Source organism: Leifsonia sp. NPDC058194 (assembly GCF_042883605.1).
GTDB lineage: Bacteria > Actinomycetota > Actinomycetes > Actinomycetales > Microbacteriaceae > Leifsonia.
On sequence record NZ_JBHVVL010000005.1, the window covers coordinates 1 to 25,656 of the forward strand.

A 25,656-nucleotide genomic window follows, 5' to 3' on the forward strand; every position below is an offset into this window, starting at 1 on the left:
TATGCACATTTCGCAGCTTCGCAAGTACAATCGTACCATTCCGTTCAACTGAAAATCGAAAGGTCACCGGATCGATGCCGGTCGGAGCCACCAGAGAAAACCCCCGGTCAGCCGGGGGTTTTTCTCTTTCAACGATCGCTGATCCCGTACGAACCCCGGACTTTCAGACCGAGCATTTCAGACGGACGCCACCGACGCCACAGACCCGGACGCTGAGCTCGAGCGCGACTGAACCTCTCCGCGGCTCGCAACGCCGGATAGGCTCCACGCATGCCGATGTCCGAGTACGTGCAGTCCATCCGCAGCCGGATCGGAAACGACTTCCTCCTTCTCCCGGGTGTCACGGCCGTGATCCGAGACGGCGACAGGCTGCTGCTTGCACGGCACGCCATCAGTGAGCGGTGGAGCCTCATCGGTGGCGGCATCGAGCCGGGCGAGGAGCCGGCCGATGCGCTCGTCCGCGAGGTGCGCGAGGAGACCGGCGCAGAGATTCGCATCACGGGACTGATCGGCGCCTACGGTGGCGAGCAGATGGAGGGCGAGTACCCGAACGGCGATCGCGTCGGCTACGTCACGATCGCGTACGAATGCGAACTGCTCAGCCCAGCAGCCCCGGACATGGAGGAGCTCGTGGAGCTGGGCTGGTTCGAACGAGAACGGATCGCAACCCTGGATCGACGCGAGTGGATCGACCGCGTCATCGCGGACGTGCCGTAGATTCCGATTCGTCGATACTGCTCAGATGCCAGGCTGAACAGTCGCTGCACGACGTAGACGGCGGGAGGACCGGTGCGAACTCGGCGGACGCGTCCGGCGTGTTGCCGGCGATGACGACGGCCGCGGCAATGACAGTAGGACCCTTCGCAGCCCACTGCGAGTGGATCGTAAAGGCGTCCTACTCGAGACCGAGGGCGCCCATCACGGATTGAACCGCGACCACGATGCCGATCACCACGACGCCACCCGCCACCGACGCCGCGAAGGCGATCACACCGCGTCGGGTGCGGCGGCCCGCCACCGTACGGCGATCGAACGACAGCGCGGAGACCTTGTCGATGTTCGGAGCCACGATGGCCACGAACGGTTCCTGAGGGTCGTCCGGCAGTCCGTACGGCAGCGGCCGATCCGGCCCGTCGGCGCGGAAGACGCCGTCCCCGTCTTCGCGCATCTCGATCATGATGCCCCCATCCGCTCGATACCCGAAGCATAGGACCGTCGAGGGAGCGGCGCCAGGCACCAGCCTCAACCGCGACCCCGCGCGGCGCTGACCGGCAAGCCGAGCAGTTTTCGAGAAGCATCCGCCCACGTGCGAACGTAGATTGATCCCGGATCGTTCGACGAAGGAGACATCATGGCAACGACGTTCAGTGCTGAGGAGAAGGCCGCGATGAAGGCGGCCGCGGCGGAGAAGAAGGCCGCACTGGCGGGTGCCGAGGCGGCCGCCGCGTGCGAGGAGGCGATCGCCGCGCTGACCGGTACGGACAAGGAGCTCGCCGAGACCTTCCACCGCCTGGTCGCCGAGAACACCGACCTGGCGGCGAAGACCTGGTACGGGATGCCCGCGTACGCCGACGCGGACGGCAAGACGGTCGTCGCCTTCAAACCGGGGTCGAAGTTCAAGATGCGCTACGCGACGATCGAGTTCCAGCCGCCGGCGAAGCTCGACGACGGCGATGTCTGGCCGGTCGGTTTCGCGGTCGCCAAGCTGGACGACGCCGACCAGAAGCGCGTCGCCGCGATCCTCCGGACCGCGGCCGGGCGCTGAGACGACCGCCTAGACCAGCGCCTTCCGCCACCGCGCCGCGTACGAGAGCGGAACGAAGCCCAGGGACTCGTTCACGTCGAGCATGTGACGGTTGTCCTCGGCGTTCATCGTCTCCACCGTGGCGCTCTGCGGGAACCGCTCTCCCAGCTGCCGGAGGTTCGCGAGCTTCAGCAGCATCCCCACCCGGTGGCCGCGATGCTCGGCGAGCACCAGCGTGTCCAGCTGGTCTGCCGGCGCATCGGCTTCCGGCACGACCTCGATCTCGGTGTAGCCCGCGACCCGGCCGGTGGCGTCGTGGACGGCGATCGTGGTGAGGACGACATGCGGACTCTGCGCCCGGAGGTCGTCGACGGAACGCACGCGCGCGGCGGTCCAGACGTCCTCCGTCTGCTCGATCCCGGCGTTCGGGGTGTCCGTGCTCATGCGGGTGCGCAGGAGAGCCATGCCGTCCTGCCACTGCTCCGGAGTGCGCCCCTGCCAGGTCACGGTCCGGTAGCCGGCGGCCGCTGAGAAGGCCTCTGCGAGGTGGCCGGCGAAGACCCCCTCCTGCATCGGCAGGGAGAGCCCGCTGAGGCGGCCCACCTGTTCGACGGAGAACCCCTGTCTGCGCAGGAAGCGCGTGGACGCCAGCCCGACCGGGACGGCCCCGTAGCCGGTCGGTGCCGGGATGGCCTCCCCCTCGACACCCGCCGGGAACGGGGTCTGGTTCTGAAGAGTCGTGCGTCCGGCCTCGCGCGCCAGACCCTCGAGACGTCCGTAGAGCGCCGAACCGATGCCCCGGCCGCGGTACGCGGGGAGCACGCCGACAGCGCACCAGCACTCGCGCGCGCCGACCGGCAAGGCGAGGCTGCCCCGCGCGACGACCCGCCCCTCCACCGTGCCGACCAGACCCGCCATCGGCGAGGACTCGTCGCGCCAGTCCGGCAGGAGGGCGGCAGCGGTGGTGCGGTCGAGCGCGGTGTCGGTGCCGGAGTCCGGTCCGCCGTCCGCCGCACCTCCCCTCAGCTCGGCCTCGACGATCCGCCGCACCCGCGCGAAGCCGATGAAGTCCGCGGCATCGGGGTCGTCGAGGGCAGCGGGGACGGTGAGCGGGGCGATGGTGAACGGACGCGTGTTCGTACGGTTCGTAGAAGACATGGGACCTCCGGTGGCAGGATCGATCGACTCACCCGCGGTCGCGGGGAGGAAGGGGAATCGCTGCTAAAGGACCACGGGGCGAGTTTTCCACAGAGGCGCCGGCCAGGACAAGAGCCGTCCCGTAGGCACAACACAATGCCCTATCGGTGCACTATGCTGCACTGATGGAGAAGAGTGCGGAGAATCTGGCGCGAGCGATCGGCGTCCGCGTGAAGCACGAGCGCAACGCCCGAGGGTGGACGCTCGACCAGCTCGCTGCCCAGGCACAGGTGAGCCGTCGCATGGTGGTCAACGTCGAGCAGGGCTCCGTCAATCCGAGCGTGGGCACCCTCCTGCGGCTGTCCGACGCGCTCGGCGTGGGGTTGCCCGCTCTCGTCGAGCCGCCTGTGCAGAACACGGCGAAGGTGACTCGTGCAGGCGATGGGGCGGCGCTGTGGACCGGCGAGCACGGCGGCCGCGGGGTGCTCGTGGCCGGCACGGAGCCGCCGGATGTCGTGGAGCTGTGGGAGTGGACGCTGGCTCCGGGGGACCGCCACGCGAGCGAAGCTCACAGCTCGGGCACGCGTGAGCTGCTCCAGGTCGTGGAAGGGACGATCACCGTCGAGACCGGCGGGGAGACCCATACTCTGTGCGTCGGCGACGCCATGACCTTCTACGGCGATCACGATCACTCGTACTCGAATCCGAACGACATACCGGCCCGCTTCGCACTGTGCGTCTATGAGCCGGGAGTGGGACAGACGCACCGGGCGGAGCCGTGAACAGCCGTCGCTCCATCCTGGGGGTGCCGCCCTGGACGATGGCGATCGCGGCGATGCTCGCCGTTCAGCTCGCCAACGCCCTGTCCGTGCCGGTCATCGATCAGGTCGGCCCCGCCGGCACGGCATGGCTGCGGATGTGCTTCGGTACCGTCTTCCTCTGGCTCGTCGCCCGGCCTGCGATCCGTACCCTGCGACGCACCGACGTTCCCGCGTTGCTGGCGCTCGGTGTGGTCACCGGTTTCATGACGACGTTCTTCCTCTCCGCCGTCGAGCGCATCCCGCTCGGAACAGCCGTCGCCATCGAGTTCCTGGGCCCGCTCACTGTCGCGGGCGTCATGAGCAAGCGGCGGCGAGCCTTGGCGTGGCCTCTGCTCGCATTCGCCGGCGTCCTCCTGCTCACGGAACCGTGGCGAGGAGACATCGATCTCGTCGGCGTCGGTTTCGCTCTGGCGGCCGGGACCTGCTGGGGCCTCTACAACCTGCTCACCCAACACGTCGGAGACCGCTTTACCGGTATCAGCGGCCTTTCGCTCACGATCCCTGTCGCCGCGGTCGCCACGATGCCGATCGGACTCCCGCAGGTCGTGGGAGGCGAGTTCACGTGGTGGGTGCTGCCGGCTGCGGCAGGGATCGCCTTGATCACCCCCGTGGTCGCGTTCGGTCTGGAGATGCTGGCGTTGCGCCGCATGACCCACACCGCGTTCGGCACCTTGCTGTCCATCGAGCCCGCGTTCGGCACCATCATCGGCCTGCTCGTCCTCGCGCAGACACCCTCAGTACTCCAGATCGTCGGCGTCGCGATCGTGGTCGCCGCGGGCGCCGCCGCTCAACGCGGCGGGAGACGGGATGCACCTGTCATCGCCGATCCGTCCTCCACAACAGCGAAGGAGACAACGTGAACTCGCGACTCGAAGCCACCGCCCTGCCGAAGTACACCTCGACGTTCATCTTCGAGATCGGCGACCTCGACGACGACTTCCACCGCATCAACGACGAGATCGCCGAGCGCGCCCGCGCGATCCCCGGCTTCCTCGGCGAGGAGGCCTGGCACAACGACGAGACCGGCCTGCACTCGGAGGTCTATTACTGGACCGACCTGGACGCCCTGCACCAGCTCGTCGGCATGGACACCCACCGGGTCGCCAAGGGGCGCCACGGCGAATGGCTCGGCGAATACCGTGTCGTGATCTCCGAGGTGAAGAGCGTCTACGGAAACCCGCTGCTCGGCCTCGAGCACCGCCCTGGACAGGAGCAGGAGTGACGGACACCGCTGTCCCGGACGACCGTGCCCGGATCATGGGCGTCCTGGGGGGACTCCACCGGCCGATTCAGGCGTCGAACCCGCGTTCCCGATAGAGGTCGATGCTCTCCTTGAGCGCCTTGAGCACGTATGGGGGAAACTCCATGCCGCTCTGCTCCGCCCAGAGCAGCTGCGCTTCGATCCTGCCGACCTCGCGTGCGTACTTGTCGAGATCGTCGGCGAAGCCGAGCACACTCGCCACACCGCCCATCTGGGCGCGGTAGCGGTCCTGGCCGTTCGTACCGACGAGGCTGTACGTCTTCTCTCTCAGAACACGCGCCAGGTAGAGCTGCCACGGCTTGAGCTCGCCGCTCTGCACGAGCTGCGTCGCGCTCATCCGGTAGAACGCGAAGTGACCGGGCTCCTGCCTGCGGATCGGGCTGATGATCGTCTCGGCGATCGCAGCCTCGCCGAGGTCCAGCATCCCGTCGTGGAGGACGTTGTACGCCAGCACCGCCTGTCGTTCGGTGCTCGCTCCGGTCAGGTAGTAGAGCAGCCGGGCGATGTCCTGGATCGACGAGAAATGCGCGAGGGCGCCCATGATCTTGATCTTGAACGAGACGGCGAGTTCGGGTTGTGCAGCCGGCCGGCCGAGATCCTGCTGCAGGCGGTCGAGGATCAGTCCGTGCTGGATCTCCTGCGGCTGCCACACGTCGGCGTAGAACATGCGGTCGACTTCGCGCACGTCAGGCAGCAGGACGAGCAGCTCGAGCACGTTCCGGTCGACTTCGAGCTCCACCCGCGCCAGATAGTCGATGACGTGGCCGTAGCGGTCGGCGACCGCGCCCGGTGAGCGGACGTCACGGTCGACCGAGTCGAGAGCGATCGGCGGATGCTGGTCCCCGAGCCGCTGGACGTGCTCGAGGATCCTCTGCTGAGAGATGCGATCTGCCATCACGCCCATCATGGACCGTGTCTGCCGAGAGGTGAACCCGTCACCGCTCTAGCGCCGTCCGGCCGGGATGGCTCACCATGGCTGACATGGCAGAGGTGATGCTCGCGGTCATGCCGTTCGCCGGCCACGTCGCGCCCATGCGGGCGGTCGTGCGCGCCTTCGTTGCGGCGGGGCACCGGGTGCGCGTGTACACGGGGTCGGCCCACGCGGACGCCTTCCGCGCCGACGGGGCGGAGCTTGTGCCGTGGGAGAGGGCGCCGGACTTCGATGAAAACGATCAGTCCGCGACATTCCCGCGGCTGCGCGGCCGGAAGGGTCCCCGCCAGATGATGGTGAACGTCGAGGACCTGTTCGTCCGAACGGGAGCAGCGCAGTGCGCCGACCTGACGGCGTCCTTCGACGCGCGGCCCTGGGATGTCCTCGTCGCCGACAGTCTCTCGCTCGGCGCGCATCTGGCCGCCGAACGGACCGGCACTCCGCGGGTGACGATCTCGCTCGTCCCCCTCGCGACGCCCTCCCCGGGTGCGCCGCCGCCCGGTCTGGGCCTGCGACCGGCGACGTCGGTGCTCGGCCGCCTGCGGGACCGCGCACTCTGGGCGGCCACCGTGGTCGCGTCCGGCCCGATCCAGCGCGCGTTCCACGAGCAACGCGCCCTCGCCGGCCTTCCGCCGACCGCGCTCACCTTCCAGGAGGCGCTGTACTCACGCGATCTGGTGTGCGCCAGCGGCGTCGAGCAACTGGAGTACCCCCGCCCCCAGTGGCCGGGGCGGATCGTCTGGGTCGGCGAACTCACCGACCACGCCGGCACCGGCATCCCGGAGCCCGCGTGGTGGCCGGAATCGCTCGCCGACGCACGTTCCGTGGTGCACGTGACGCAGGGCACCCAGAACGTGGATCCTGCCGACCTCATCCGGCCGGCATTCGCCGCTCTCGGACGTCAACAGGTGCAGCTCGCCGTCGCGACGGGAGTGCGGGGGGACAGCGAGTTGCCGTTCCCTGCGCCGCCGAACGCCCGCGTCGCCGACCTGCTTCCGTACGATCGACTGCTGCCCCGCATCGACGTGATGGTGACCAACGGCGGGTGGGGCGGCGTACTGGCGGCGCTGCACTACGGCGTGCCTCTGGTGATCGCCGGCGGCGACCTGGACAAGCCGGAAGTCGCAGCCCGGGTCGCCTGGGCCGGCGCCGGGGTGAACCTGCGCACGGGAACGCCGTCGCCCCGCACGATCCTGCGCGGATGGCGGCGGGTCTCCGGCGACCCCGCCTACCGGACGGCAGCCGAACGCGTCGGCGAGGCGCTGCGCCGGCATGACGGGCCCCGTGAAGTGGTCGAGCACACGGAGGCACTCCTGGCTTCGCCCCGCTAGGAGATCCCGCTCACCCCTCCTCGCTCCCCTCCTCGATGGGTTCCTGGTTGTGCAGGGCGACGCCCGCCTCCCGCACGCGGGCGAACGACGCGTGCGCGTCCGTCGTAGCGCACCTCGCAACCCAGCACGTCGCGGTGGAACGCGAGAGCCGCGTCTTGATCGGGGACCGGAACCACATTCAGTGCGGAGGAGAAGGCCGCGATGAAGGCGGCCGTCGCGGCTTCACCCCTCCTTCCGCAGCACCTGCCGGAAGCCGTAGTGGGCGTTCGCGAACACCGCGTACAACAGGAGGCCCGGCGCGAGGGCGCCGAGCACGGGCTGCATCAGCACGGCGAGCACGCTCAGCCCGACGAGGACGAGCGCGAGCACGCTGACGTACCAGCGGCGCACCGCGACGTAGAGGGCCGCCTTGAGGATCGCACGCGGCGAGGCCGTCGCGAACACGGTGAGCCCGGTGATGGCGGTGATCGTGGTGGCGACACCGATCACGGCGGCGACGAGCAGCGTCGGGCCGAGCAGCGCGGCCCACACGGTTCCGGCCACCACTGCCGCGTCGTAGAGCACGAAACCGACGAGGGCGGTCGCAGCCGACCCGATCAGTCCTGCGGCGAGCCCGCGACGCCGGTAGCCGCGCCAGAACGCGGCGAACGGTTGCGGGTGCCCGTCGCCGAGTGTGCGGTAGACCTCGAACGCACCGGCGAGGGACGGTGACACCGTCACCGAGAGCAGCAGGACGAGCGGCCACGCCTGCAGGGCGTCGCGGGCCGCGAACAGCATCACGGCGAGCGGGAGGTTCGCGACGACGAGCAGCAGGTCCACCATGAGGATCGCGTAGACGTAGCCGAAGACCGTGTCCAGCGTCTCGTGCCGCACCCGGGCGAGCCCGCGCGGGGCGCGAGAGCCGCGGGCCACCTGCCCGCTCATCCCTTCATCCCACTGGTCGCGATGCCGGCGATGAAGTAGCGCTGACCGGCCAGGAAGATGATCAGGATCGGCACGATGGAGATGACCGATCCCGTCATGATCATCGCGTACTGCGCCGAGTACTGCCCGATGAAGGAGCGCAACCCGATCTGCACCGTCCAGAGCTCGTTGCTGGAGAGGTAGATGAACGGCCCCATGTAGTCGTTCCAGGTGTTCACGAAGGTGAGCAGCGCGAGCGAGGCGAGCGCCGGCTTCGACAGGGGCAGGATGATGCGCGCCCAGATGCCGTAGTCGCTCAGCCCGTCGATGCGCGCCGCCTCGTTCAGGTCGTCCGGGATGGTCATGTAGTACTGCCGCATCAGGAAGACGCCGAACGCGCTGAAGGCCTGCAGGAGGATGAGGGCGGTGAAGGTGTTCGTGAGCCCGGCCTGCTGCATCATGATGTACTGCGGGATCATGTACGCCTGCCAGGGCACCGCGATCGTGGCGATGTAGGCCAGGAAGAGCGCGTCGCGGCCCGGGAAGCGGACCTTCGAGAAGCCGTAGGCGGCGAAGCTGCCAGTCAGGACCTGCAGCACCGTGATGACGACGGCGAGCAGCGCCGAATTGGCGAGGTACCCGGCCATCGGGATCGCCGACCAGATGTCCGCGTAGTTGCTCCAGACGAACTCTTTCGGGATCCACTGGATCGGCACGCTGAGCACGTCGCCGTCGTTCTTCAGCGATGACGAGAGCATCCAGATGAACGGCAGCAGCACGATGCCGAGGAGCACGACGAGCAGGACATACATGCCCGCTTGGCCCAGGCGTGTCCTGGCGCGGCGGCGGCGCGGTCTCGGGAGCGGGGCGTCCGGCCGGAACGGTCCGCCCGTCTCGAGCTCCTGGGCGAGGTCGGAGGTGAGGGTGGACATCAGCGCTCCCGTCTCTGCTGGATGCGGAATTGGAAGACCGTCACGAGCAGGACGATCAGGAACAGGACGAGCGAGATCGCCGACGAGTAGCCGAACTCTCCGTTGAGGATGCCGTCCTGGTAGATGAGCTGCGAGAGCACGAGCGTCGCCCGGCCCGGGCCGCCCTGGGTCATCACGAAGACCAGGTCGAAGACCTTGAAGCTCGACACGCTCAGCAGCACGAGTACGAGGAAGGTCGTGGGGCGCAGCGACGGCAGCGTGACGTTCCAGAACGAACGCCAGCGGCCGGCTCCGTCCATCTGCGCCGCCTCGTAGTACTCGCGCGGGATGGCCTGGAGGCCGGCGAGGAACAGGACCATGTAGTAGCCCATGTCGCGCCAGACGCTCGTGATGATCACGGCGGGCAGCGCCCACGTCGTGCTCGCCGTCCATCCCGGGGCGTCCGCGATGCCGATGGCGTGGAGGAACTGGTTGATCGGGCCGCTGGTCGGGTCGAACAGCATGTTCCAGACGATCGCGATCGCGACCAGCGACGTGATGTACGGGAAGAAGATCGCGACACGGAAGAAGGCGATGCCGCGCAGCTTCTGGTTCAGCAGAAGCGCGAGCCCGAGGGAGAGCGCGAGCGTGAGCGGCACGTGGCCGAGCGCGTAGAGCACGGTGTTCTGCAGCGCGATGCGGAAGTCGTCGTCGCGGAACAGCCGGAGGAAGTTGTCGATCCCGGCCCAGGTGGGCGGGTTGTACGAGTCCCAGTGCATGAACGCCAGCACGAAGGCGGCGATCACGGGTACGAGGGTGAACAGGGCGAAGCCGAGGAAGTTCGGGAGGATGAAGCTCCAGCCGATGAGGGTGCTCCGGCGGCGGAGCCCCCGCGGGCTGCGACGGGCACCGGGTCCGTTCGGAGCGGCGGAGCCCCGCCGGGGAGTCACCTCCCCGGCGGGTTCGCGTCGTTGCGTGATGCTGGTCATGGCGGTTACTGGTGCAGCACGTCGGACTTCACGCGGGAGCCCATCTCTGCGAGCGCATCGGAGACGGAGGAGCTCCCGGTCATGATGAGCTGGTGCTCCTGGTTCAGGACGGTGCCGATCGCCGCGGCGTTCGCGCCGGTCGGCCCGTCGGGGCGGATCACGTCGGGATCGAACGCCTTCTTCGACAGCGCGTCGGAGGGCATCCCCGCAAGGCCGAAGTACTGCTGAGTGATCTCGTCGCTGTGGTAGGCGGGGACGATGCCGACGCCCGCGACCGCCTTGGCGCCGTCCGGGCCGGCGGCGAAGGCCAGGAACTTCTTGGCCGCCTCGGTGTTCTTGGAGTTCTTGTTGATGCCGAACCCCGTCGGGCCGCCCATCGTCGTGATCTTCGTGCCGGACTTCAGCTGCGGAACCGGCGCGATGCCCCAGTCGACGTCGGTGGCTCCGGATTCGGTGTCGGCCAGCAGCGGTGCGATGAGCCAGGTGCCCATCGGGACCATGGCGGCCTTGCCCTTCTCGAACATGTCCTTGTACTGCACCTGCTGGCTGTTGGCCGTCGCCCAGTCCATGATGGTGCCGGCCTTCTGCATGCCCAGGGTCAGCTCGTACTGGTCGGTCATCCAGGAGTAGTCCGGCTTGTCGTAGCCCTTGTCCTGCTGCGCTGCGGCATAGCCCTGCACCATGGAGTTCCAGGTGTGAATGTAGGCGCCGTAGACCTTGTCCGCGCCGTCGCCCTTCGTGAGCTTCGCGGCGTCGGCGGCGAACTCGTCCCAGGTGAGGTTCTCGGGGTCGGCGACTCCCGCGTCGGCGAACATCTTCTTGTTGTAGTAGAGCACCGAGAAGTCCTGGCGGTACGGCACGGCATAGGTGGCGTCGCCCGATGTGTAGCTCTCGGTCGCCGGGATGTCGGCGGTCGGGAGGCCCTTCACGACGTCGGAGACGTCGACCAGTTGCTTCTTCTGCGCATAGCCGGCGTAGTCGGTCAGGTTCTTCACCGTGATGATGTCGGTGGTGTCCCCACCGGCGAGCATCGTGGTGATCTTGTCCTCGTAGTTGGCGGCGAGGATGTCGACGGGCTGGATGGTGATCGACGGGTTCGCCTTCTCGAACGCGCTGAACAGCGCGCCGAACTCCGGCGTCTGCTGCAGGTTCCAGACGGCGACGCGCAGCGTCGTCGACCCGGACGAGCCCGAGCCCGATCCGGTCGAGCCCGTGCCGGCGCACCCGGCGAGGCCCAGGGCGAGCGCCGCGGCGGCGGCGCCGACGGCGATCAGGGATCTCTTCATGCGGAACAACTCCTTTGTCATCGGTGAAGGGGGGAGGGGAATGCTTTCGTGGTCAGGCGCTCAGGCGGAGCGCCTCGCTCGTCACTTCGTCGAGCAGCGGCGCGCCGGCGGCGTAGCGCTCCAGCTCGTCGAGCGCGGCGTCGGTCATGCGGTGGATCTCCGAGCCGAGGGAGCCCGCGAGGTGCGGGGTGACCATCACGTTCGGGAGGCGGTAGAGCAGGGAGTCCTCGGGCAGCGGCTCCGGGTCGGTGACGTCGAGGATGGCGTTGAGCCGCCCGGAGGCGCACTCGCGCTCCAGGGCCGCAGTGTCGACCAGGCTCCCCCGCGCGGTGTTGATGAGCGTGGCGTGATCGGGCAGTGCGGCCAGCTGCGGCGCCGCGATCATGTGCCGGGTCGACGGCAGGGCGGGAGCGTGCAGCGACAGGACGTCGACGCGCGGCAGGAGGTCGTCGAGACTCGTCGGCACTCCCCCGGCGGCGAGGATGTCGACCGGGTCGGCGTACGGGTCGGCGACCAGGCAGACGACGTCCTGGAGCTGCTGCACGAGGTCGACCACGCGACGGCCGACGCGGCTGAAGCCGACGACGCCGATGGTCCGCCCCAGGTTCGACAGCTCGCCGAACCGGTGGATCTGGAGGCCGTGGTCGCGGCGCACCTGCGGGTCGGCGGCGATGAACGGCGCCTTCTTGCCTGCGAGGATGATCGCCGCGAGCGTGTACTCGGCGACGGGGACCGCGTTGGCTTCGGCGACGGAGGTGGCGCGGAGGCCGCGCTCCCAGAACTCGGGCGTCACCTGCGGCCGCACCGTGCCCGCGCAGTGGAGCATCGCCCGCAGCCGCGGCATGCGGTCGAGCCGCGCGGCGTCGAGCCGGGGCGCTCCCCATCCGGTGAGCAGCACCTCCACGGTCGCGAGCCGCTCCGCCAGCGCCGGGTCGTCCAGGTCGTCGGCGAGCACCGGGTCGGAGACGCGTGCCAACCGGTGGAGGCGCGCCAGTCGGGGCGCGTCGAACTGACGCTCGAACACGTCGCGGTCCATCACCACGAGCGCTTCGGGGGAGTTGATCTCGGTCATCGCCGCCAGGCCCAGCCTTTCCGTCCAGCGGCGATCGCGGGTCATTGCGTCGTCGCGTGACTCAGTACATACTCAGACCCGTCACAAACAAACCAATCATTCACGATCGAACACGAACACACATCATCGCAACTCAGGAGGCACCGGTGCCGCACCTCTCGAACCCGACGACGACCAACGACGCCGGGGCTGCGGCGTCAGCCGACGACGACGCGTTCTCCCGCGTGAGCGCCCACACGGCACCGCCCGCCGGCACGCGGGCGGCCGCGGAGCCGTTCGAGGGTCCGTTGTTCGCCCACTGGGGCGACGGGATGCGTGAGCCAGCGCTGCGCGCGCTGCTCCTCGAGGCGGGGACGGAACGCATCCAGGACCGCACGGGGATTCCCGCCGCGTCCGACCGGACCGTGTGGGACGACCTGGACCCGACCACTCTCGACGGGCTGCGCGCCGAGGCCGAGGCCGAGCGCGGCTGCCCGTGGCCCGGCGTCCCGGCGTCGCTCTTCGCGCGCTATGCACGCGACGGCGACCGGCGCGGCTACGAGTCCGCCGTCGACGACCGTCAGCAGCGGCTCACCCGTGCCGTCCTCCTCGCTGCGGCGACGCGCGGCGCCGAGTGGATCGACGACGCCGCCGACGGCGCGATCGTGCTGTGCGAGCAGAGCACGTGGTCGCTCTCCGCCCACGACGACGCCGGAGCCCGCCGCGGCTTCGTGGTGCCGGATGCCGCCTCCCCCTACCTCGACCTCGTCGCCGGCGAGATCGCCGCCCAGCTCGCGGTCGCCGACCGGGTGCTCGGCGCCGACTGGGATGCCGCCTGGCCCGGCGTCCGCGAGCGCATCCGGCACGAGGTGGAGGCGCGAGTCTTCACCCCGTTCGAGACCCGCGACGACCTCTGGTGGCTCGGCTACTGGCGGGACGTCAACAACTGGAACCCGTGGATCCTCGGCAACGTGCTGTTGTCCGCGGCCCTGCTGCTCGACGATCCTGCGCGGGTCGCCGCGATGACCGCACGCGCACTGGACAGCCTCGACCGCTACGTGGCGACTTTGCCCGCCGACGGCGCGATCGACGAAGGTGTCGCGTACTGGTGGAACGGCGCCGGGCGGATGCTGGAACTGCTGGAGCTCGTGGCCCAGCTCACCGACGGAGGACTCGATGCGGGCCGGGTCCCCGTCGTCGCCGAGGTGCTGCGCTTCCCGATGCGGATGCAGCTCGGCGCGGACTGGTACGTCAATGTGGCCGACGGCTGGGCGCGCAGCCGGCACGAGGAGCCGTGGCACCTCCCGTTCCGCTGGGGCCTCCGCCTCGGCGACGACCGGGTCGTGGACTGGGCCCGCGGCGCCCGGCAGCCCGGGCGGCCGATCGCCCCAGCGAAGGGCGGCCTGCCCCGGTTCGTGCGCGCGGCGGCCGATCCGCGGTGGCGGGACGCCGTGCCCGTCGCACCGCCGCTCCCGCAGTCGGTGTGGCTGCCGTCGGTGCAGGTGCTGGTCTGCCGCTCGGAGGCCGGGAGCACCGCGGGCCTGGCGCTGGCCGCGAAAGGCGGCACGAACGACGAGAACCACAACCACAAGGACCTCGGCTCCGTCATCGTGGCGGCGGACGGACGCCCCCTGCTGGTCGACATCGGCAAGCCGACGTACCGGCGCGAGACGTTCAGCGCCGAGCGCTACGGCATCCGCGCGATGCAAAGCGGCTGGCACAACGCGCCCGCGCCGCACGGACTCGAGCAGGGGGAAGGTCCGGCGTTCGAGGCGACGGTCGTCACGGCGCCCGACGGGGAGCCCGATGCCGGTCCCGGCCCGGCGGCTTCCGGCACCCTCCCGATCTCGCTGGAGCTGGATCTCACCGCCGCGTACCCGCTGGCCGCCGGCGAGCACTGGCTGCGACGTGCCACCCTCGTCTCCTCCTCGCGCATCGAGATCCGCGACGAGTGGCGGCTGCGGGCCGACGCGGCGGTGGACGGCGACGGCCCGATCGCCGTCCTGCACCTCATCGCCGCCGGCGAGGTGCGCCGGGTGGCCGACCGCGTCGTCGTCTCGGCCGACGGGCGCGCGATCGTCATCGATGCCGCGGGCCTCGCGCCGGAGTTGGAGGAGTGGGTGCTCGACGATCCGGAGCTCTCCGGAGTGTGGGGCGAGCGCCTCACCCGGCTCTCCTATCCCCTGAGCGACGCCACCGGGAGCCTGACCATGACGATCGAGGAGGTCCGGTGACGAGCAGGGAGCCGCTGTACTCCGTGCAGCGGCGCGAGCGCATCATGGACCAGCTGCGCGAGCGCGGCGCCGTGAGCGTCAGCGTACTGGCGGTGGAGCTGGGCGTCAGCGAGCTGACCGTTCGGCGCGACATCAACACCCTCGCCCAGCAGGGGCTGGTCACGCGTGTGCACGGCGGTGCGACCCTCCGCAGCTCTCTCGACCCCGGCCCGCGGGCGTCCGGCGCCCCGATGGCGACCAAGTACACGATCGGGATGGTCGTGCCGTCGCTCGAGTACTACTGGCCGCCGATCGTGCACGGCGCCCGCGCGCAGGCGGCACAGCTGCGCGCGTCCCTGCTGCTGCGCGCCTCGACCTACGACTCGCGCGACAACCGCCGCCAGGTGGAGGCGCTGCTCAAGGTCCCCGGACTGCACGGGCTCATCGTGGCGCCGGACACCCTGGGCGACGACGCGATCGAGACGGTGCGCTGGCTGGACTCCCTGCCCGTGCCGGTCGTGCTGGCCGAGCGGCGGGTGCGCACCGCCGCAGCGGCCCGCCGCCTGGACTCCGTCGTCTCCGACCACACGGCCGGCGCCTCCCTCGCCGTGCACCATCTGCACGAGGTCGGCCACACGCGCATCGGGCTCTTCATCGAGAGCGAGAGCCCGACCGGCCGCTACGTGCGCCGCGGCTGGCAGTCCGCCCTCGCCTCGCTCGGCCTCCCCACGGACGTCGCGATGCTGCACGGCATCCGCTTCGACGCCCCCGGCCGGGAGGAGGCGATGGACGCGGCGCTCGACCTGTGCCGGGCGACCGGGACCACCGCCGTCATCGTGCTCCCCGATCCGCAGGCCATCGCGCTGGAGCAGCACGCTCTCGACCGCGGCGTGCGGGTGCCGCACGACCTCGCCATCGTCGCGTACGACGACGACGTCGCCCGGTTCGGCGACCCCGCCATCACCGCGGTCCGGCCGCCCAAGGAGTTCGTGGGGCGCGAGGCCGTGAACCTGCTGATCGCGCGGCTCGAGGCCGGCGAGGGCCGGCCCGCCTACCGCGTGAAGCTGAGCCCGGAGCTCCACATCCGCCAGTCGACGCTGCCCACGTCGATCACCCCCGCCGCACCGCTCGACGAAGGAGACGAGACCCCATGACCACCGCCCATTCTGCAGCCGCCGACCCGGCGCGGGCCTTCGATCCCGCACGCATCGAGCTGCCGCCGGAGGACCGCACGCTCTCGCCGATCACCGGATGGACGCGCGACCACTGGGCGGCGGTCGCCGACCACCTCCTCCTCTCGCTGCGACCGCACTTCTCGTCGACGCGGAGCCGGGTGCAGCTGCCCGGCCTCGTGAGCTCCCACGGCAAGGACAGCGACGGACTCGAGGGGTTCGCCCGCTCGTTCATGCTCTACGCCTTCCGGATGCGCGGCGAGGGCGGCGGCGATCCCCTCGGCTTCACGCCGTGGTACCGCGACGGGCTCGTGGCCGGGACCGACCCGGCGAACCCCGAGCGGTGGCCGCTCCCGAGCGCCGTCGGGCAGGCGAAGGTGGAGGCGGCCTCGATCGCGCTCGGCCTGCAGCTCACGCGCGCGTGGCTCTGGGACACGCTCGACGCGGTGGAGCAGCAGAACGTCGTCGCGTGGCTGGCCGACGCGCCCGCGGGCTGGTACCCGGACAACAACTGGCTGTGGTTCCGCATCACGGTGGAGACGTTCCTCGCCTCGGTCGGCGGTCCGCACGATCCCGCGCGGATCGCCGCCGATCTCGCGACCATCGAGTCGTACTACCGCGCGGACGGCTGGTACGCCGATGGTCCCACGCGGGCGTTCGACTACTACTGCGGCTGGGCCATGCACCTCTACCCGCTGCTGTGGACCGCATCCACCGGCGCCGACGCCTTCGGGGCCGGCGCGCTGGAGCCGGTGTTCCGGGCGCGGGTCACCGAGTTCCTCGACGACTACGCCGCACTGATCGGCGCCGACGGCCTGCCGGTGCTGCAGGGTCGGAGCCTGATCTACCGGTTCGCGGTGGCGGCGCCGCTCTGGATGGGCGCGATCACAGGTGCGACGCGGGTCCCGATGGGCACGCTGCGGCGCGGCGCCTCGGGGATGCTGCGGGCGTTCCTGGACCGTGGAGCGATCGACGAGCGCGGCCTGCTCTCGGTCGGCCTGCTCGGCGAGTGGCCGGCGATGGCGCAGTCGTACTCCGGGTCCGGATCGCCGTACTGGGCGGCCAAGGGGTTCCTCGGGCTCGCGCTCCCCGCCGGCCACGAGGTGTGGACGGCGGTCGAGGAGCCGCTGCCCGTCGAGCGCGCTGATGTGCGCCGCGTCGTCCGGGCAGCGGGGTGGATCGTCAGCGGCACGGCAGCCGACGGGGTCGTGCGTGTGATCAATCACGGGGCCGACCACGGGTGTACCGGCGACCTGACTGCCGACTCCCCGCTCTACGCCCGGCTCGGCTACTCGTCGACCACGCTCCCTCCGCTCGTCGGCGGGACGGTGACGGCGCCCGTCGACAACACGGTCGGCGCCGTGGACGCCGCGGGGCGCTCGACGAACCGCTCGGGATTCGAACGCGGGGTCATCGGGGACGACGGCATCGCCGCGTTCGCGACCTCCACCGCGCGCATCCACTGGGTGGACGGCGCCGACGACGGTCCCGACCACGGCTCCGGTCGCACCGGGCGCATCACCGAGGGGCCGACCCTCGTCACCGGCTCGCTCGTCCGCGGCGCGTGGGAGGTGCGGGTCGTCCGACGCGTCGCCGACGAGGGCGGGGACGCGCGCGTGCGCCTGCGGGTGAGCGGGTGGCCCGTCTCCGAGGCGACGCCCGCCGTCGCACGGCTCATCCCCCTGCTCGGCGACGCGACGTTGAGCACGCACACCGAGGAGGCCTCCTCTCCGCTCGGCCGCACGACGGTGGAGTGGGCGGAGTTCGGCGGGATCGCCGTCGACGACGTGATCGGCGTGGCGATCACGGTCGGCCGCGCACCGGTCCCGGAGGGGCATCCGGCGCTGGCCGTGCTCCGCTCGGCGGACGGGACGGCGACGGCCGAGGTGACGTGGCCGGACGGCGCCGTGAGCACCCTCCCCTTGTGGGTCTGCCTGCCGGCCTGAGGCGCACGGCCCCTCTTGACGGGGTCGGCGTCGGATCATAGATTATCGATTACTCACTATCGATTGGAGCAATGATGCTCGGGTTCCGACGTGCACGCCGCCGACGCGGCCTCCTCCTGACCGGCGGGTTCCTCGCCGCGGGAGTCCTCCTCACCGCTACCGCGACCTCCGCGGCCGCGGCACCACCGCCCGGGCACCACCCCGGCGGCACGACCTACTACGTGGGCCAGCATCCCGGGAAGGCCGCGAACGGCCGGACCGTGCACACCGCCTTCGCGTCGGTGCAGGACTGCGCCGACATCGCCCAGCCGGGCGACACCTGCGTGATCCAGGACGGCACCTACGACGAGACGGTGACCCCGGCGCACTCGGGCACCGCCGCAGCCCCGATCACATTCACCGCAGCGCCCGGCGCGCATCCCGTGATCAGCGGTGCGGACGAGGTCACCGGCTTCACCGCGGTCGGGCCGACCGAGCTCGCGCAGGTGGTGGCCGCCGACCCGTTCGTGGCGAACACGCCGTTCAGCCAGGCCGTCGCCGACGGCAAGGTCTACAGCGTCGGGGTCGATCTGGGCACCGCGGCCGCCGAGGCGCAGATCTTCACCGACGGGACGATGGACATCGAGGCGTCGTACCCGTTCCCCGGCACCGACCTCCTGAACCCGGCCGTCGAGCGCGCCGACGCAGGCACCGCGGACGCGACCATCGTCGACTCCACCCTGACCCGCCCCGCCGGGTACTGGGACGGCGCGCGCGTGCTCACGTCGTACTGGTACGTGACGGCCACCGGCACCGTCGCGAGCTCCGCAGTGGGATCCGTGACCCTGACGACCGCTCCCCCGTGCGTGCACAAGGTCGTGCCGACCGACACCTGGTTCCGGCTCTCCGGCAAGATCGGCGAGCTGTCGCATCCCGGATCGTACTTCTACGACGCGACGGCGAAGCGGCTCTACCTCTACAGCGACGACGATCCGAACGGCCACCGCATCGAGGCGAAGAAGCGCGACCTCGGCTTCGATCTGACGAACGCGAGCAACGTGCACGTGGACGGGATCGGCTTGTTCGCCTCCACCATCCGCACCGGCGACACCAGCACCGGCGTCCAGCTCGAGGGGATCGACGGGACGTACCTGAGCCACTACTGGGACGTCACACAGGGCGCGACCGACTGCGGCTCGAACGTGACCCGCGGCGTCGCGACCAGCGGCATCGTGCTGAAGGGCACCGGCAACAGCATCCGCGACAGCCACCTGCAGTACAGCGCCGGCAACGGCGTCTCCCTCGGCGGATACGGCAACACCGCGGACGGAAACACGATCAGCGACGTCGACTACGCCGGGACCTACGCGGCCGCCGTCGCCGTGCAGGGGCACAGCCAGACCGTCACCCACAACACGATGGCGCGCGTCGGCCGCAGCGGCATCAACCTGCAGTGGAACGGCGTGGCCGGCACGACGGCCGGCGCCGACCGGATCGCCTACAACGACATCTCCGGGCACGCCTCCCTCAGCGTCGACACCGCGGCGATCTACTCCTGCTGCTCGGCGTATATGGAGGGCACGCGGATCGACCACAACGTGCTGCACGACCCGACACCGCGCCCCGGCGGCGTGTACCCGTTCGGCATCTCCGGCATCTATGCGGACAACGGGATGAGCGACCTCCAGATCGACAACAACCTCGGCTGGGGCAACCATGAGGGCACCGTCGAGCTGAACGGCCTCGGGACCGGATCGCACGACAACCTCGTCTACAACAACACGGGCGGGATGACGCTCTTCTACGTGAAGGAGGCCGGCCAGTCCACGGGCACGAAGATCTACAACAACATCGGCCCGATCACCGGCCTTGCCGGCGCGACCGATGGCGGCCTCGTGCTGTCGAACAACCTGGTCGACGGCGACCCGCTCTACGTGGACCCGGCCGCGCACGACTACCGGTTGCAGGCGGGCTCGCCTGCGCGCAACGCGGCGATCCCGCTGCCGGGCGTGAACGACGGCTCGACGGACGCGACGCCCAGCCTCGGCGCGTTCCAGTACGGGGCGGCGCCGTGGACGGCGGGGGCGGGGAGCTGACGCAGCCACTCGAAGGCGGGGGTCGTGCGGACGCACGGCCCCCGCTTGCGGTTCAGCCGAGAGCCGGTCATCCCAGCGATTATCGATTATGCTGGGAGGGATGTCGCACGCCGTGCGATGCGATCGAAGGGGAATCATGACGCAGCGTCTGGTCTTCGCGGGCGACTCCATCACCGACGCAGGCCGCGACCGCGCCGACGACGGCTCGTACGGCGACGGATACGTGGCGCTGCTCGCCGACGAGCTGCCGGCGCAGGGGGCCGATGTCGTCGTCGTGAACCGGGGGGTCTCGGGGGATCGCGCGGTCGACCTCGAGGGGCGGTGGGAGGCGGATGTGCGGGCACAGCGGCCCGACGTGCTGACCGTCTACGTCGGCGTCAACGACATGTGGCGTCGGTTCGACAGCGACGACCCGACGAGCGCGCAGGAGTTCGAGGCGACCTATCGGAGGCTGCTCGCCGCGACGGATGCCGACCGCGTGATCCTGGTCGAGCCGTACTTCGTCCCCGTCCACGCCGACCAGACGGAGTGGCCGGCCGACCTCGACGAGAAGCGCGCCGTGGTCGCCCGCCTCGCGGAGGAGACGGGGGCCGTGCTCGTACCGCTTCAGGAGGCCTTCTCGCGTGCGGCCGCGGAGCACGGAGTCGCGGCCATCGCGCCCGACGGCGTCCATCCCACCCCGGCCGGCTCCCGGTTGATCGCCGACGCGTGGCTTGCGGCGTACACCGGCGTGGAGGCGGGTGCCCGATGACCGATCCCTTCACCTCCCTCGCCGGGCTCAAGCGCGGACTGCTCTCCGACCAGATCTACGAGCTGATGAAGACGATGATCAAGGAGGGCGCGCTCGCCCCCGGGGAGCAGCTCGTCGAGTCGCAGCTCGCCAAGCGCATGCAGGTGAGCCAGGCGCCGGTGCGCGACGCGCTCAAGCAGCTCGCCCACGAGGGCCTCGTCTCGCACGTGCGCCACCTCGGCAACTTCGTGGCCAGCTACTCCGAGGAGGAGTTCGTGCAGGCTCGCGCCGCCCGGGCGGAGCTCGAGGCGATCGCGGGCCGGCTCGCCTGCGGCACCCTTTCCCCCGCCGCTCGGGAGCATCTGGACGATCTGATCGCTCAGATGCACGCGGCCGCCGACGCCGGCGACCTGGACGCCTTCCGCGAGCTCGACTTCACCTTCCATCGCGGCGTGGTCGAGGCGAGCGGCAACAGCTACCTGCCGAAGATGTGGGACATCATCGAGCCGGGCCTGCGCTCCATGCACGTGCTCGGCGACCCGGACTTCGAGGGCGACTGGCACGAGGTCGCCGAGTGGCACCGCAGCCTGCTCGACCTGCTCGACGGGGACGACCCCGCAGCCGCGTCCGCGCTGTTCCGCGCGCACGCCGCCGGCACGCTGCTGGAGGATCCACGAACGGATCAGAGCCGGTAGAGCGCGCGGGCGGTTCCGCCCCAGAAGGCGGAATCGCCGGCCGCTCCCAGCGACGGCAGCGCAGCGGCCGTTCGGGCGACGACCTCGCCGTAGGGCGCGATGCGGGCCGACAGGGGCCAGTCGCTTCCGAAGAGGAGCCGGTGCGCGCCGAGCGCGTCCACCGCCACGGCGAGCGCGCGCCGCAGCCGGGCGTCGCCCGGGTCCTCCGCCGCGACCAGACCGGACGCCTTGGCGGCGACGGCGGGATGTGCTGCGACCGCCCGCAGTCCCGCCTCCCAGGCGGCGTCGGGTGCGGCGCCGCCCAGACCCAGATGGCACACGACGATGCTGGTCGAGGGATGCCGCGCGGCCACGGCGGCAACGGCGGGCAGCTGCTCGCTCCGCACCAGGAACTCCACGACGCCGCCGGCCGCCGCGACCTGCTCGCACAGGGCGTCGAGCCCGGGCACGTCCGTCAGGTCGGCCCGGCGGCCGGGCACCGCGACCCGGACGCCGCGCACGCGCGCACCGACGGCGCCCTGCGCGGCCCCGGCCGGGTCGCCCGGGGCGTACTGCAGCACCACCCCGGCGAGCAGCGGGTCGCTCAGACCGATCAGCCAGCGCGCCTCCTCCGGAGTGTCGGCGGCCTGCACGGCGACGACCGCGCCCACCGGTCCGAGCGGGGTCCTCGCCGCGTCCGCGGCTCCCGCGAGATCGCGCCCGCTCGCCACGCGCGGGAGGCCGAGGTCCGGGCGGAACCACGACAGCTCCACCCGGCCCAGATCCCACAGGTGCACGTGGGCGTCGACGGCGTCGTCGCCCGACACAGCGGCTCCCATCGCACCGCCTCCCGTCACACCGCCTCCAGCTCGGGCCAGAGTACGGGCGGGATGGTCACGGTCGCGGCGGCGACGAACGCCGCCACCTCGGCGGGCGTGCGTGCCCCGACGACCACCGCATCCACGCCCCGGCGGTCGAGCGGATACCGCGCTGCGGCGTGCGGCAGGTCCACGCCCTGAGCGGCGCACAGGTCGCGGAGGGCCCGTGCCCGGCGCCGCAGCTCCGGACTCGCCTCCCGGTAGTCGAAGTACGGGCTGCCCGCCGGGTCGGCCAGGATGCCCGAGTTGTAGACGCCGGCCGCGATGACGCCGACCCCGCGGTCCGCCGCGGCGGGCAGCAGCCCGGACTCCGCGGTGCGGTCGAGCAGGGTCACCCGTCCCGCGATCATCACGACGTCGATGTCGGCCTCGCGCACGAAGCGGGTCAGCGGGTCGGGCCACACCATCCCGACGCCGATCGCGCGCACGACGCCCTCCTCGCGCAGCCGGAGCAGGGCGGGAATCGCGTCCCGCAGCGCCTCGTCCACGTCGGCGGGATCGTGCAGGTAGAGGAGGTCGATGCGGTCGGTGCCGAGCCGGCGGAGGCTGCCCTCGACGCTGCGGAGCACGCCGTCCGCACTCAGGTCGCCGACCGTGTCCGCGCCCACGCCACCCACCGGCACCGTCGACCCCGCCGCATCGATGACGCGGCGCCCGACCTTGGTGGCGATCGAGACGGTGTCGCGATCCACCCCGCGGAGCGCAGTCCCGAGCCGCTGCTCGCTCGCGCCCGCGCCGTAGTGCGGCGCGGTGTCGAAGAAGCGGATGCCGTCGGCGAGCGCAGCGTGCACGGTCGCCTCGGCGTCAGCCTCCGCCACCTCGCGGTACAGATTTCCGATCGGCGCGCAGCCGAGACCGAAGGTCTGCGACGCGCCGGAGGTCGCCGTCAGAGGGCGAACGCCTGGGCGGAACGCCACTCCTCGTACTCCTCTCGGGTGTCGGGGGTGAGCGGGTAGTAGTCACTGAGCCGCGCGCCGTCGTCGAGGCGGGTGCGGCTGAACGTCTCCCACTCCTCATGGTCGCGCGCGGCCTCGACGACCTGGCCGGACATCGCCTGCGGCACGATCACCGGACCGTCGTCGTCGGCCAGCACCACGTCGCCCGGCATGCACAGGGCCCCGCCGACGGCCACCGGCACGTCGTACGCCCACGGGAACAGCTCCGTCTGCGACGCGTAGTGCGGGGTGGTGCCCGTCGACCACACCGGCAGCCCGAGCTCGCGGATGCGTGCGGCGTCGCGGATGCGGCCGTCGACCACGATGCCGGCGCCGCCCTTGCGGAGGAAGTAGCGGGCGAGGATGTCGCCGATGCACCCGGAGAACCGGCTGCCGTACGCCTGGATCACGAGCACATCCCCGGGCTGCACCTGCTCGAGCACGTGCCAGAGGGCGGTGTGCCGCTCCACGTACTCCTGGCCCAGACCGGACGCGAGGTCCTCGCGCTGCGGCATGAACTGCAGGGTGATCGCCGAGCCGACGACGCGCTGGCCGGGGCTCAGCGGCACCGGGCCGTCCACGTACGAACGCGAGATGCCCATCCCGTGCAGCTTGGCGCAGGCGGTGGCGGAGGTGATGGTGTCGAACCCGGCGAGGGTGTCCGCGTCGGGGCGTCGGTACGCGCCGCCGCGCACGGGAAGGGTGAAGTCGGGATGCGGGAGCGTGCCCGGGGTCTCTGTCATGGTCGTTCCTTCGTGGTGTCGGCTCGGTCGGTGAGAGCGGTGCGGTCAGCAGGCGCGGTGTGGAGCGTCAGCTCGGCGCGGTGGGCGGGCGGCAGCACGACCACCACTCGGTCGCCGTCCGCCTCGATGCGCGTGCGACGCGGGGTGCCGCGACGCGCGGCATAGGCGGTGCTCGGCCCGGGGAAGTCGAGGTCGTCCTCGACGACCGTCTCCACCGCGACCAGGCGCGGCGAGGCCGGATGGGCCGGGCGGACGATCACACGGCGCGTCCGCGTCGGCGAGACGTTGACGAGCTCGAGGTCGACACGGTCGCGCTCGAGCGCGGTGACGAGCGCCGCCACGTCGGACGGCAACCCGGGCCGCTCCCGGTCCGCGTCCTCGTAGGCGACCGCGGTGAACGGGAGGCCGCCGTTGTAGAGCACCTGCGGAGCCCCGCCGGCGAGCTGCGTCAGCACCTCGGTGACGACGGGGTTCACGCGCTGCCAGAAGTGCAGATGGACGGTCGCCGGGTCGCTGTCGTCGGCGAGGATGAGCGCGACGCGACGCGCCACCTGCCCCAGTGCCATCGACAGCGCGCGCTCCGGATAGTCGGGCAGCCGGCCGGCGAGGTAGTCGAGCCACGGCGCCTCGTGACCCGCCTCGGCCTTGTCGCGGAACGCCATGACCGGGTCGGGCGTCGCGGGGAGTCCCTCCCTGACCCGGTCGAGCCGGGCGCGGTCCGCGGGGTCGTGCGTCCACCACCACAGCCAGGTGGGCAGCTCGAGCGGCATCGGCGCGAAGTCGAACCAGCCGCGGCGGCCGTGGCGGTGCGGCACGAGGAGCGCCGGCGCGTCGGCGGCGTCGCCGAGCCGGGCCAGCCAGCTGCCGCGCAGACTGTACGGGGTCTCGGAGACGGAGGCGACCACGGCCTGCTCCAGCACGGTGTCGAGCACGGTGCGGGCGGTGTCCAGGTGCCGGTCGTCGCCCGTCACGAGTGCGGCGCTCAGACCGCCGACGACGGTGGCCATGCCGACCGACGGGAGGCCGTGCGGCCAGGTCCAGCCGTAGTGCCCGCCGAACCACCGGCCGTCGTGCAAGCCGCCGACCGCGCCGTCGGGCGCGACGCTGTCGGGGACCAGTCCGCCGTTCGCTCGTGCTCGCTCGCTCCAGCCGTCGACGTACCGCTCGATCCACGCGGCCGCGGCGGGGTCGCCGTCCCGCAGCCAGCGGTTGGCGACCAGCCCCGTTGCGGCGAGGTTCACGACGACGTCGCCGGCGGCGGCGCGCTGCATCGCCTCCCCCATCGCCAGCGCCGCGGCCGGATCGGCGAGATCGCCCCAGCGCTCGACGCCGGGCACGGACTCGAGCGGCAGCCCGTACCGCTCCATCTCGGTGAAGGAGGCGGAGTACGGCTCGATCGTGTCGTTGAGACCCGGGCGCGGCCCGAGCGCGCCGTTGTGCGGCGCCCGGATGATGTTCCGCTCGGCGTCGTAATTACCGTGCGCCGGGTCGGTGTAGAGCTCGGCGAAGCGGCGGGCGCGCCCAGCGAACGCCTCGTCGCCGGGGTCGGCCGCACACAGCCCGTAGAAGAAGAGGAGCGACTCCCCCTGGTGGAACCAGTCGTAGCCGTTCTCGTACTCGTCGGTCAGCATCCCCGCCGCGGTCAGCTGCGCGGTCACCCCCTCCCACTGGCGCTTCGCCGCGGCGAGCACCTCGTCGCTGCCGCCGAGCAGGTAGAACGCGGGCCAGTTGAAGAACGGCTCGTAGACGTCGTCGACCCCGTCGCGGTCGGTGAACTCGGCAGGGAAGAGGATGCCGCCGTCCGGTCCGGTGTAGCGACTCTCGAACAGCCGCCACGCCTCCTCGATGTCGTGGAAGAGCCGGCGCTGGAGCACCGCCCAGGCGGGGATCGCGTCCAGGGGGATCCCGGTGATGGTCAGCAAACC

At 71.1% G+C, this 25,656-nt stretch carries 24 protein-coding genes; 12 read left to right on the plus strand and 12 right to left on the minus strand.

The annotated features are described in order from the left end of the window. Window positions 1-270 precede the first annotated feature (270 nt). The gene (locus ACFVU2_RS17325; protein ID WP_387876862.1) at window positions 271-717 is read left to right on the plus strand and encodes an NUDIX domain-containing protein; all 447 of its coding nucleotides are present in this window, start codon (window positions 271-273) and stop codon (window positions 715-717) included. A gap of 178 nt (window positions 718-895) precedes the next feature. Here ACFVU2_RS17325 and ACFVU2_RS17330 read toward each other — a convergent pair whose 3' ends face one another. Then, window positions 896-1,177, minus strand: a complete 282-nt coding sequence (locus tag ACFVU2_RS17330) for a hypothetical protein (protein ID WP_387876865.1) — start codon at window positions 1,175-1,177, stop codon at window positions 896-898. Window positions 1,178-1,351: 174 nt separating this feature from the next. Here ACFVU2_RS17330 and ACFVU2_RS17335 point away from each other — a divergent pair, with 174 nt between their 5' ends. Further along, a complete protein-coding gene (locus ACFVU2_RS17335) occupies window positions 1,352-1,765 on the plus strand; it encodes a hypothetical protein (RefSeq protein ID WP_387876866.1) in 414 nt (137 codons plus the stop codon). A gap of 9 nt (window positions 1,766-1,774) precedes the next feature. Here ACFVU2_RS17335 and ACFVU2_RS17340 read toward each other — a convergent pair whose 3' ends face one another. Next, window positions 1,775-2,902: a GNAT family N-acetyltransferase gene (locus ACFVU2_RS17340; protein WP_387876869.1), complete on the minus strand. Its 1,128-nt coding sequence runs from the start codon at window positions 2,900-2,902 to the stop codon at window positions 1,775-1,777. Between the two features lie 164 nt (window positions 2,903-3,066). Here ACFVU2_RS17340 and ACFVU2_RS17345 point away from each other — a divergent pair, with 164 nt between their 5' ends. Genes ACFVU2_RS17345 through ACFVU2_RS17355 form a run of 3 tightly spaced genes read left to right on the plus strand, consistent with a single transcriptional unit; the run spans window position 3,067 to window position 4,924 of the window. Beyond that, window positions 3,067-3,663, plus strand: a complete 597-nt coding sequence (locus ACFVU2_RS17345) for a helix-turn-helix domain-containing protein (protein WP_387876871.1) — start codon at window positions 3,067-3,069, stop codon at window positions 3,661-3,663. Window positions 3,664-3,701: 38 nt separating this feature from the next. Continuing rightward, window positions 3,702-4,562 (plus strand): DMT family transporter, encoded by an 861-nt coding sequence (locus ACFVU2_RS17350; protein WP_387877582.1) that lies wholly within the window; start codon window positions 3,702-3,704, stop codon window positions 4,560-4,562. Then, window positions 4,559-4,924 carry an antibiotic biosynthesis monooxygenase family protein gene (locus ACFVU2_RS17355; RefSeq protein WP_387876874.1) on the plus strand — a complete coding sequence of 122 codons (366 nt, stop codon included), beginning with the start codon at window positions 4,559-4,561 and terminating at the stop codon, window positions 4,922-4,924. The genes ACFVU2_RS17350 and ACFVU2_RS17355 overlap by 4 nt, the downstream gene beginning before the upstream one ends. A gap of 67 nt (window positions 4,925-4,991) precedes the next feature. On the opposite strand, the gene ACFVU2_RS17360 is transcribed toward ACFVU2_RS17355, so the two are convergent. Then, window positions 4,992-5,858 (minus strand): GTP-binding protein LepA, encoded by an 867-nt coding sequence (locus tag ACFVU2_RS17360; protein WP_387876876.1) that lies wholly within the window; start codon window positions 5,856-5,858, stop codon window positions 4,992-4,994. A gap of 77 nt (window positions 5,859-5,935) precedes the next feature. Here ACFVU2_RS17360 and ACFVU2_RS17365 point away from each other — a divergent pair, with 77 nt between their 5' ends. Next, the gene (locus tag ACFVU2_RS17365; protein WP_387876878.1) at window positions 5,936-7,225 is read left to right on the plus strand and encodes a glycosyltransferase; all 1,290 of its coding nucleotides are present in this window, start codon (window positions 5,936-5,938) and stop codon (window positions 7,223-7,225) included. Between the two features lie 222 nt (window positions 7,226-7,447). On the opposite strand, the gene ACFVU2_RS17370 is transcribed toward ACFVU2_RS17365, so the two are convergent. From ACFVU2_RS17370 to ACFVU2_RS17390, 5 genes are read right to left on the minus strand one after another with little or no spacing between them, the layout of a single operon-like run. Next, complete coding sequence (locus ACFVU2_RS17370; protein WP_387876880.1) at window positions 7,448-8,149, minus strand: hypothetical protein; 702 nt, start codon at window positions 8,147-8,149, stop codon at window positions 7,448-7,450. After that, window positions 8,146-9,060 (minus strand): carbohydrate ABC transporter permease, encoded by a 915-nt coding sequence (locus ACFVU2_RS17375; protein WP_387876882.1) that lies wholly within the window; start codon window positions 9,058-9,060, stop codon window positions 8,146-8,148. Before ACFVU2_RS17375 ends, ACFVU2_RS17370 begins: the two co-directional genes overlap by 4 nt. Then, window positions 9,060-10,028, minus strand: coding sequence for a carbohydrate ABC transporter permease (locus ACFVU2_RS17380; RefSeq protein ID WP_387876883.1), 969 nt, complete (start codon window positions 10,026-10,028; stop codon window positions 9,060-9,062). Before ACFVU2_RS17380 ends, ACFVU2_RS17375 begins: the two co-directional genes overlap by 1 nt. A gap of 5 nt (window positions 10,029-10,033) precedes the next feature. Continuing rightward, window positions 10,034-11,314 (minus strand): extracellular solute-binding protein, encoded by a 1,281-nt coding sequence (locus ACFVU2_RS17385; protein WP_387876885.1) that lies wholly within the window; start codon window positions 11,312-11,314, stop codon window positions 10,034-10,036. A gap of 52 nt (window positions 11,315-11,366) precedes the next feature. Beyond that, entirely contained in the window at window positions 11,367-12,386 is a 1,020-nt protein-coding gene (locus ACFVU2_RS17390) for a hydroxyacid dehydrogenase (RefSeq protein ID WP_387876886.1), read from the minus strand. 146 nt (window positions 12,387-12,532) lie between these two features. Between ACFVU2_RS17390 and ACFVU2_RS17395 the strand changes: the two genes are divergently transcribed. The 6 genes from ACFVU2_RS17395 to ACFVU2_RS17420 all read left to right on the plus strand — a co-directional run bounded on the left by ACFVU2_RS17395 (window position 12,533) and on the right by ACFVU2_RS17420 (window position 21,196). Then, the gene (locus ACFVU2_RS17395) at window positions 12,533-14,599 is read left to right on the plus strand and encodes a hypothetical protein (protein ID WP_387876888.1); all 2,067 of its coding nucleotides are present in this window, start codon (window positions 12,533-12,535) and stop codon (window positions 14,597-14,599) included. Continuing rightward, entirely contained in the window at window positions 14,596-15,732 is a 1,137-nt protein-coding gene (locus ACFVU2_RS17400; RefSeq protein ID WP_387876890.1) for a substrate-binding domain-containing protein, read from the plus strand. Before ACFVU2_RS17395 ends, ACFVU2_RS17400 begins: the two co-directional genes overlap by 4 nt. Beyond that, window positions 15,729-17,696 (plus strand): DUF2264 domain-containing protein, encoded by a 1,968-nt coding sequence (locus ACFVU2_RS17405; RefSeq protein WP_387876893.1) that lies wholly within the window; start codon window positions 15,729-15,731, stop codon window positions 17,694-17,696. The genes ACFVU2_RS17400 and ACFVU2_RS17405 overlap by 4 nt, the downstream gene beginning before the upstream one ends. A gap of 74 nt (window positions 17,697-17,770) precedes the next feature. Continuing rightward, on the plus strand, window positions 17,771-19,771 hold the full coding sequence (locus ACFVU2_RS17410; RefSeq protein ID WP_387876896.1) for a right-handed parallel beta-helix repeat-containing protein: 2,001 nt from the start codon (window positions 17,771-17,773) through the stop codon (window positions 19,769-19,771). A 136-nt stretch (window positions 19,772-19,907) separates the two neighbouring features. After that, window positions 19,908-20,522 carry an SGNH/GDSL hydrolase family protein gene (locus tag ACFVU2_RS17415; RefSeq protein ID WP_387876899.1) on the plus strand — a complete coding sequence of 205 codons (615 nt, stop codon included), beginning with the start codon at window positions 19,908-19,910 and terminating at the stop codon, window positions 20,520-20,522. Continuing rightward, complete coding sequence (locus ACFVU2_RS17420; protein WP_387876900.1) at window positions 20,519-21,196, plus strand: GntR family transcriptional regulator; 678 nt, start codon at window positions 20,519-20,521, stop codon at window positions 21,194-21,196. The genes ACFVU2_RS17415 and ACFVU2_RS17420 overlap by 4 nt, the downstream gene beginning before the upstream one ends. Here the strand turns inward: ACFVU2_RS17420 and ACFVU2_RS17425 are convergent. From ACFVU2_RS17425 to ACFVU2_RS17440, 4 genes are read right to left on the minus strand one after another with little or no spacing between them, the layout of a single operon-like run. Beyond that, a complete protein-coding gene (locus tag ACFVU2_RS17425) occupies window positions 21,184-22,014 on the minus strand; it encodes an amidohydrolase family protein (protein ID WP_387876903.1) in 831 nt (276 codons plus the stop codon). The two genes, ACFVU2_RS17420 and ACFVU2_RS17425, sit on opposite strands and share 13 nt — an antisense overlap. A 14-nt stretch (window positions 22,015-22,028) precedes the next feature. Continuing rightward, entirely contained in the window at window positions 22,029-22,970 is a 942-nt protein-coding gene (locus ACFVU2_RS17430; RefSeq protein WP_387876905.1) for an aldo/keto reductase, read from the minus strand. Then, window positions 22,940-23,731 carry a ribonuclease activity regulator RraA gene (locus ACFVU2_RS17435; RefSeq protein ID WP_387876908.1) on the minus strand — a complete coding sequence of 264 codons (792 nt, stop codon included), beginning with the start codon at window positions 23,729-23,731 and terminating at the stop codon, window positions 22,940-22,942. The genes ACFVU2_RS17430 and ACFVU2_RS17435 overlap by 31 nt, the downstream gene beginning before the upstream one ends. Further along, a complete protein-coding gene (locus ACFVU2_RS17440; protein WP_387876911.1) occupies window positions 23,728-25,653 on the minus strand; it encodes a hypothetical protein in 1,926 nt (641 codons plus the stop codon). The genes ACFVU2_RS17435 and ACFVU2_RS17440 overlap by 4 nt, the downstream gene beginning before the upstream one ends. Between the last annotated feature and the right edge of the window lie 3 nt (window positions 25,654-25,656).

Excerpts from the sequence above, each read along its gene's own strand:
- ACFVU2_RS17325 (WP_387876862.1), top strand. The coding sequence starts at position 271 with ATGCCGATGTCCGAGTACGTGCAGTCCATCCGCAGCCGGATCGGAAAC.
- ACFVU2_RS17330 (WP_387876865.1), bottom strand. The coding sequence starts at position 1,177 with ATGATCGAGATGCGCGAAGACGGGGACGGCGTCTTCCGCGCCGACGGG.
- ACFVU2_RS17335 (WP_387876866.1), top strand. The coding sequence starts at position 1,352 with ATGGCAACGACGTTCAGTGCTGAGGAGAAGGCCGCGATGAAGGCGGCC.
- ACFVU2_RS17340 (WP_387876869.1), bottom strand. The coding sequence starts at position 2,902 with ATGTCTTCTACGAACCGTACGAACACGCGTCCGTTCACCATCGCCCCG.
- ACFVU2_RS17345 (WP_387876871.1), top strand. The coding sequence starts at position 3,067 with ATGGAGAAGAGTGCGGAGAATCTGGCGCGAGCGATCGGCGTCCGCGTG.
- ACFVU2_RS17350 (WP_387877582.1), top strand. The coding sequence starts at position 3,702 with ATGGCGATCGCGGCGATGCTCGCCGTTCAGCTCGCCAACGCCCTGTCC.
- ACFVU2_RS17360 (WP_387876876.1), bottom strand. The coding sequence starts at position 5,858 with ATGGCAGATCGCATCTCTCAGCAGAGGATCCTCGAGCACGTCCAGCGG.
- ACFVU2_RS17365 (WP_387876878.1), top strand. The coding sequence starts at position 5,936 with ATGGCTGACATGGCAGAGGTGATGCTCGCGGTCATGCCGTTCGCCGGC.
- ACFVU2_RS17370 (WP_387876880.1), bottom strand. The coding sequence starts at position 8,149 with ATGAGCGGGCAGGTGGCCCGCGGCTCTCGCGCCCCGCGCGGGCTCGCC.
- ACFVU2_RS17375 (WP_387876882.1), bottom strand. The coding sequence starts at position 9,060 with ATGTCCACCCTCACCTCCGACCTCGCCCAGGAGCTCGAGACGGGCGGA.
- ACFVU2_RS17380 (WP_387876883.1), bottom strand. The coding sequence starts at position 10,028 with ATGACCAGCATCACGCAACGACGCGAACCCGCCGGGGAGGTGACTCCC.
- ACFVU2_RS17385 (WP_387876885.1), bottom strand. The coding sequence starts at position 11,314 with ATGAAGAGATCCCTGATCGCCGTCGGCGCCGCCGCCGCGGCGCTCGCC.
- ACFVU2_RS17390 (WP_387876886.1), bottom strand. The coding sequence starts at position 12,386 with ATGACCGAGATCAACTCCCCCGAAGCGCTCGTGGTGATGGACCGCGAC.
- ACFVU2_RS17405 (WP_387876893.1), top strand. The coding sequence starts at position 15,729 with ATGACCACCGCCCATTCTGCAGCCGCCGACCCGGCGCGGGCCTTCGAT.
- ACFVU2_RS17410 (WP_387876896.1), top strand. The coding sequence starts at position 17,771 with ATGCTCGGGTTCCGACGTGCACGCCGCCGACGCGGCCTCCTCCTGACC.
- ACFVU2_RS17415 (WP_387876899.1), top strand. The coding sequence starts at position 19,908 with ATGACGCAGCGTCTGGTCTTCGCGGGCGACTCCATCACCGACGCAGGC.
- ACFVU2_RS17420 (WP_387876900.1), top strand. The coding sequence starts at position 20,519 with ATGACCGATCCCTTCACCTCCCTCGCCGGGCTCAAGCGCGGACTGCTC.
- ACFVU2_RS17425 (WP_387876903.1), bottom strand. The coding sequence starts at position 22,014 with ATGGGAGCCGCTGTGTCGGGCGACGACGCCGTCGACGCCCACGTGCAC.
- ACFVU2_RS17435 (WP_387876908.1), bottom strand. The coding sequence starts at position 23,731 with ATGACAGAGACCCCGGGCACGCTCCCGCATCCCGACTTCACCCTTCCC.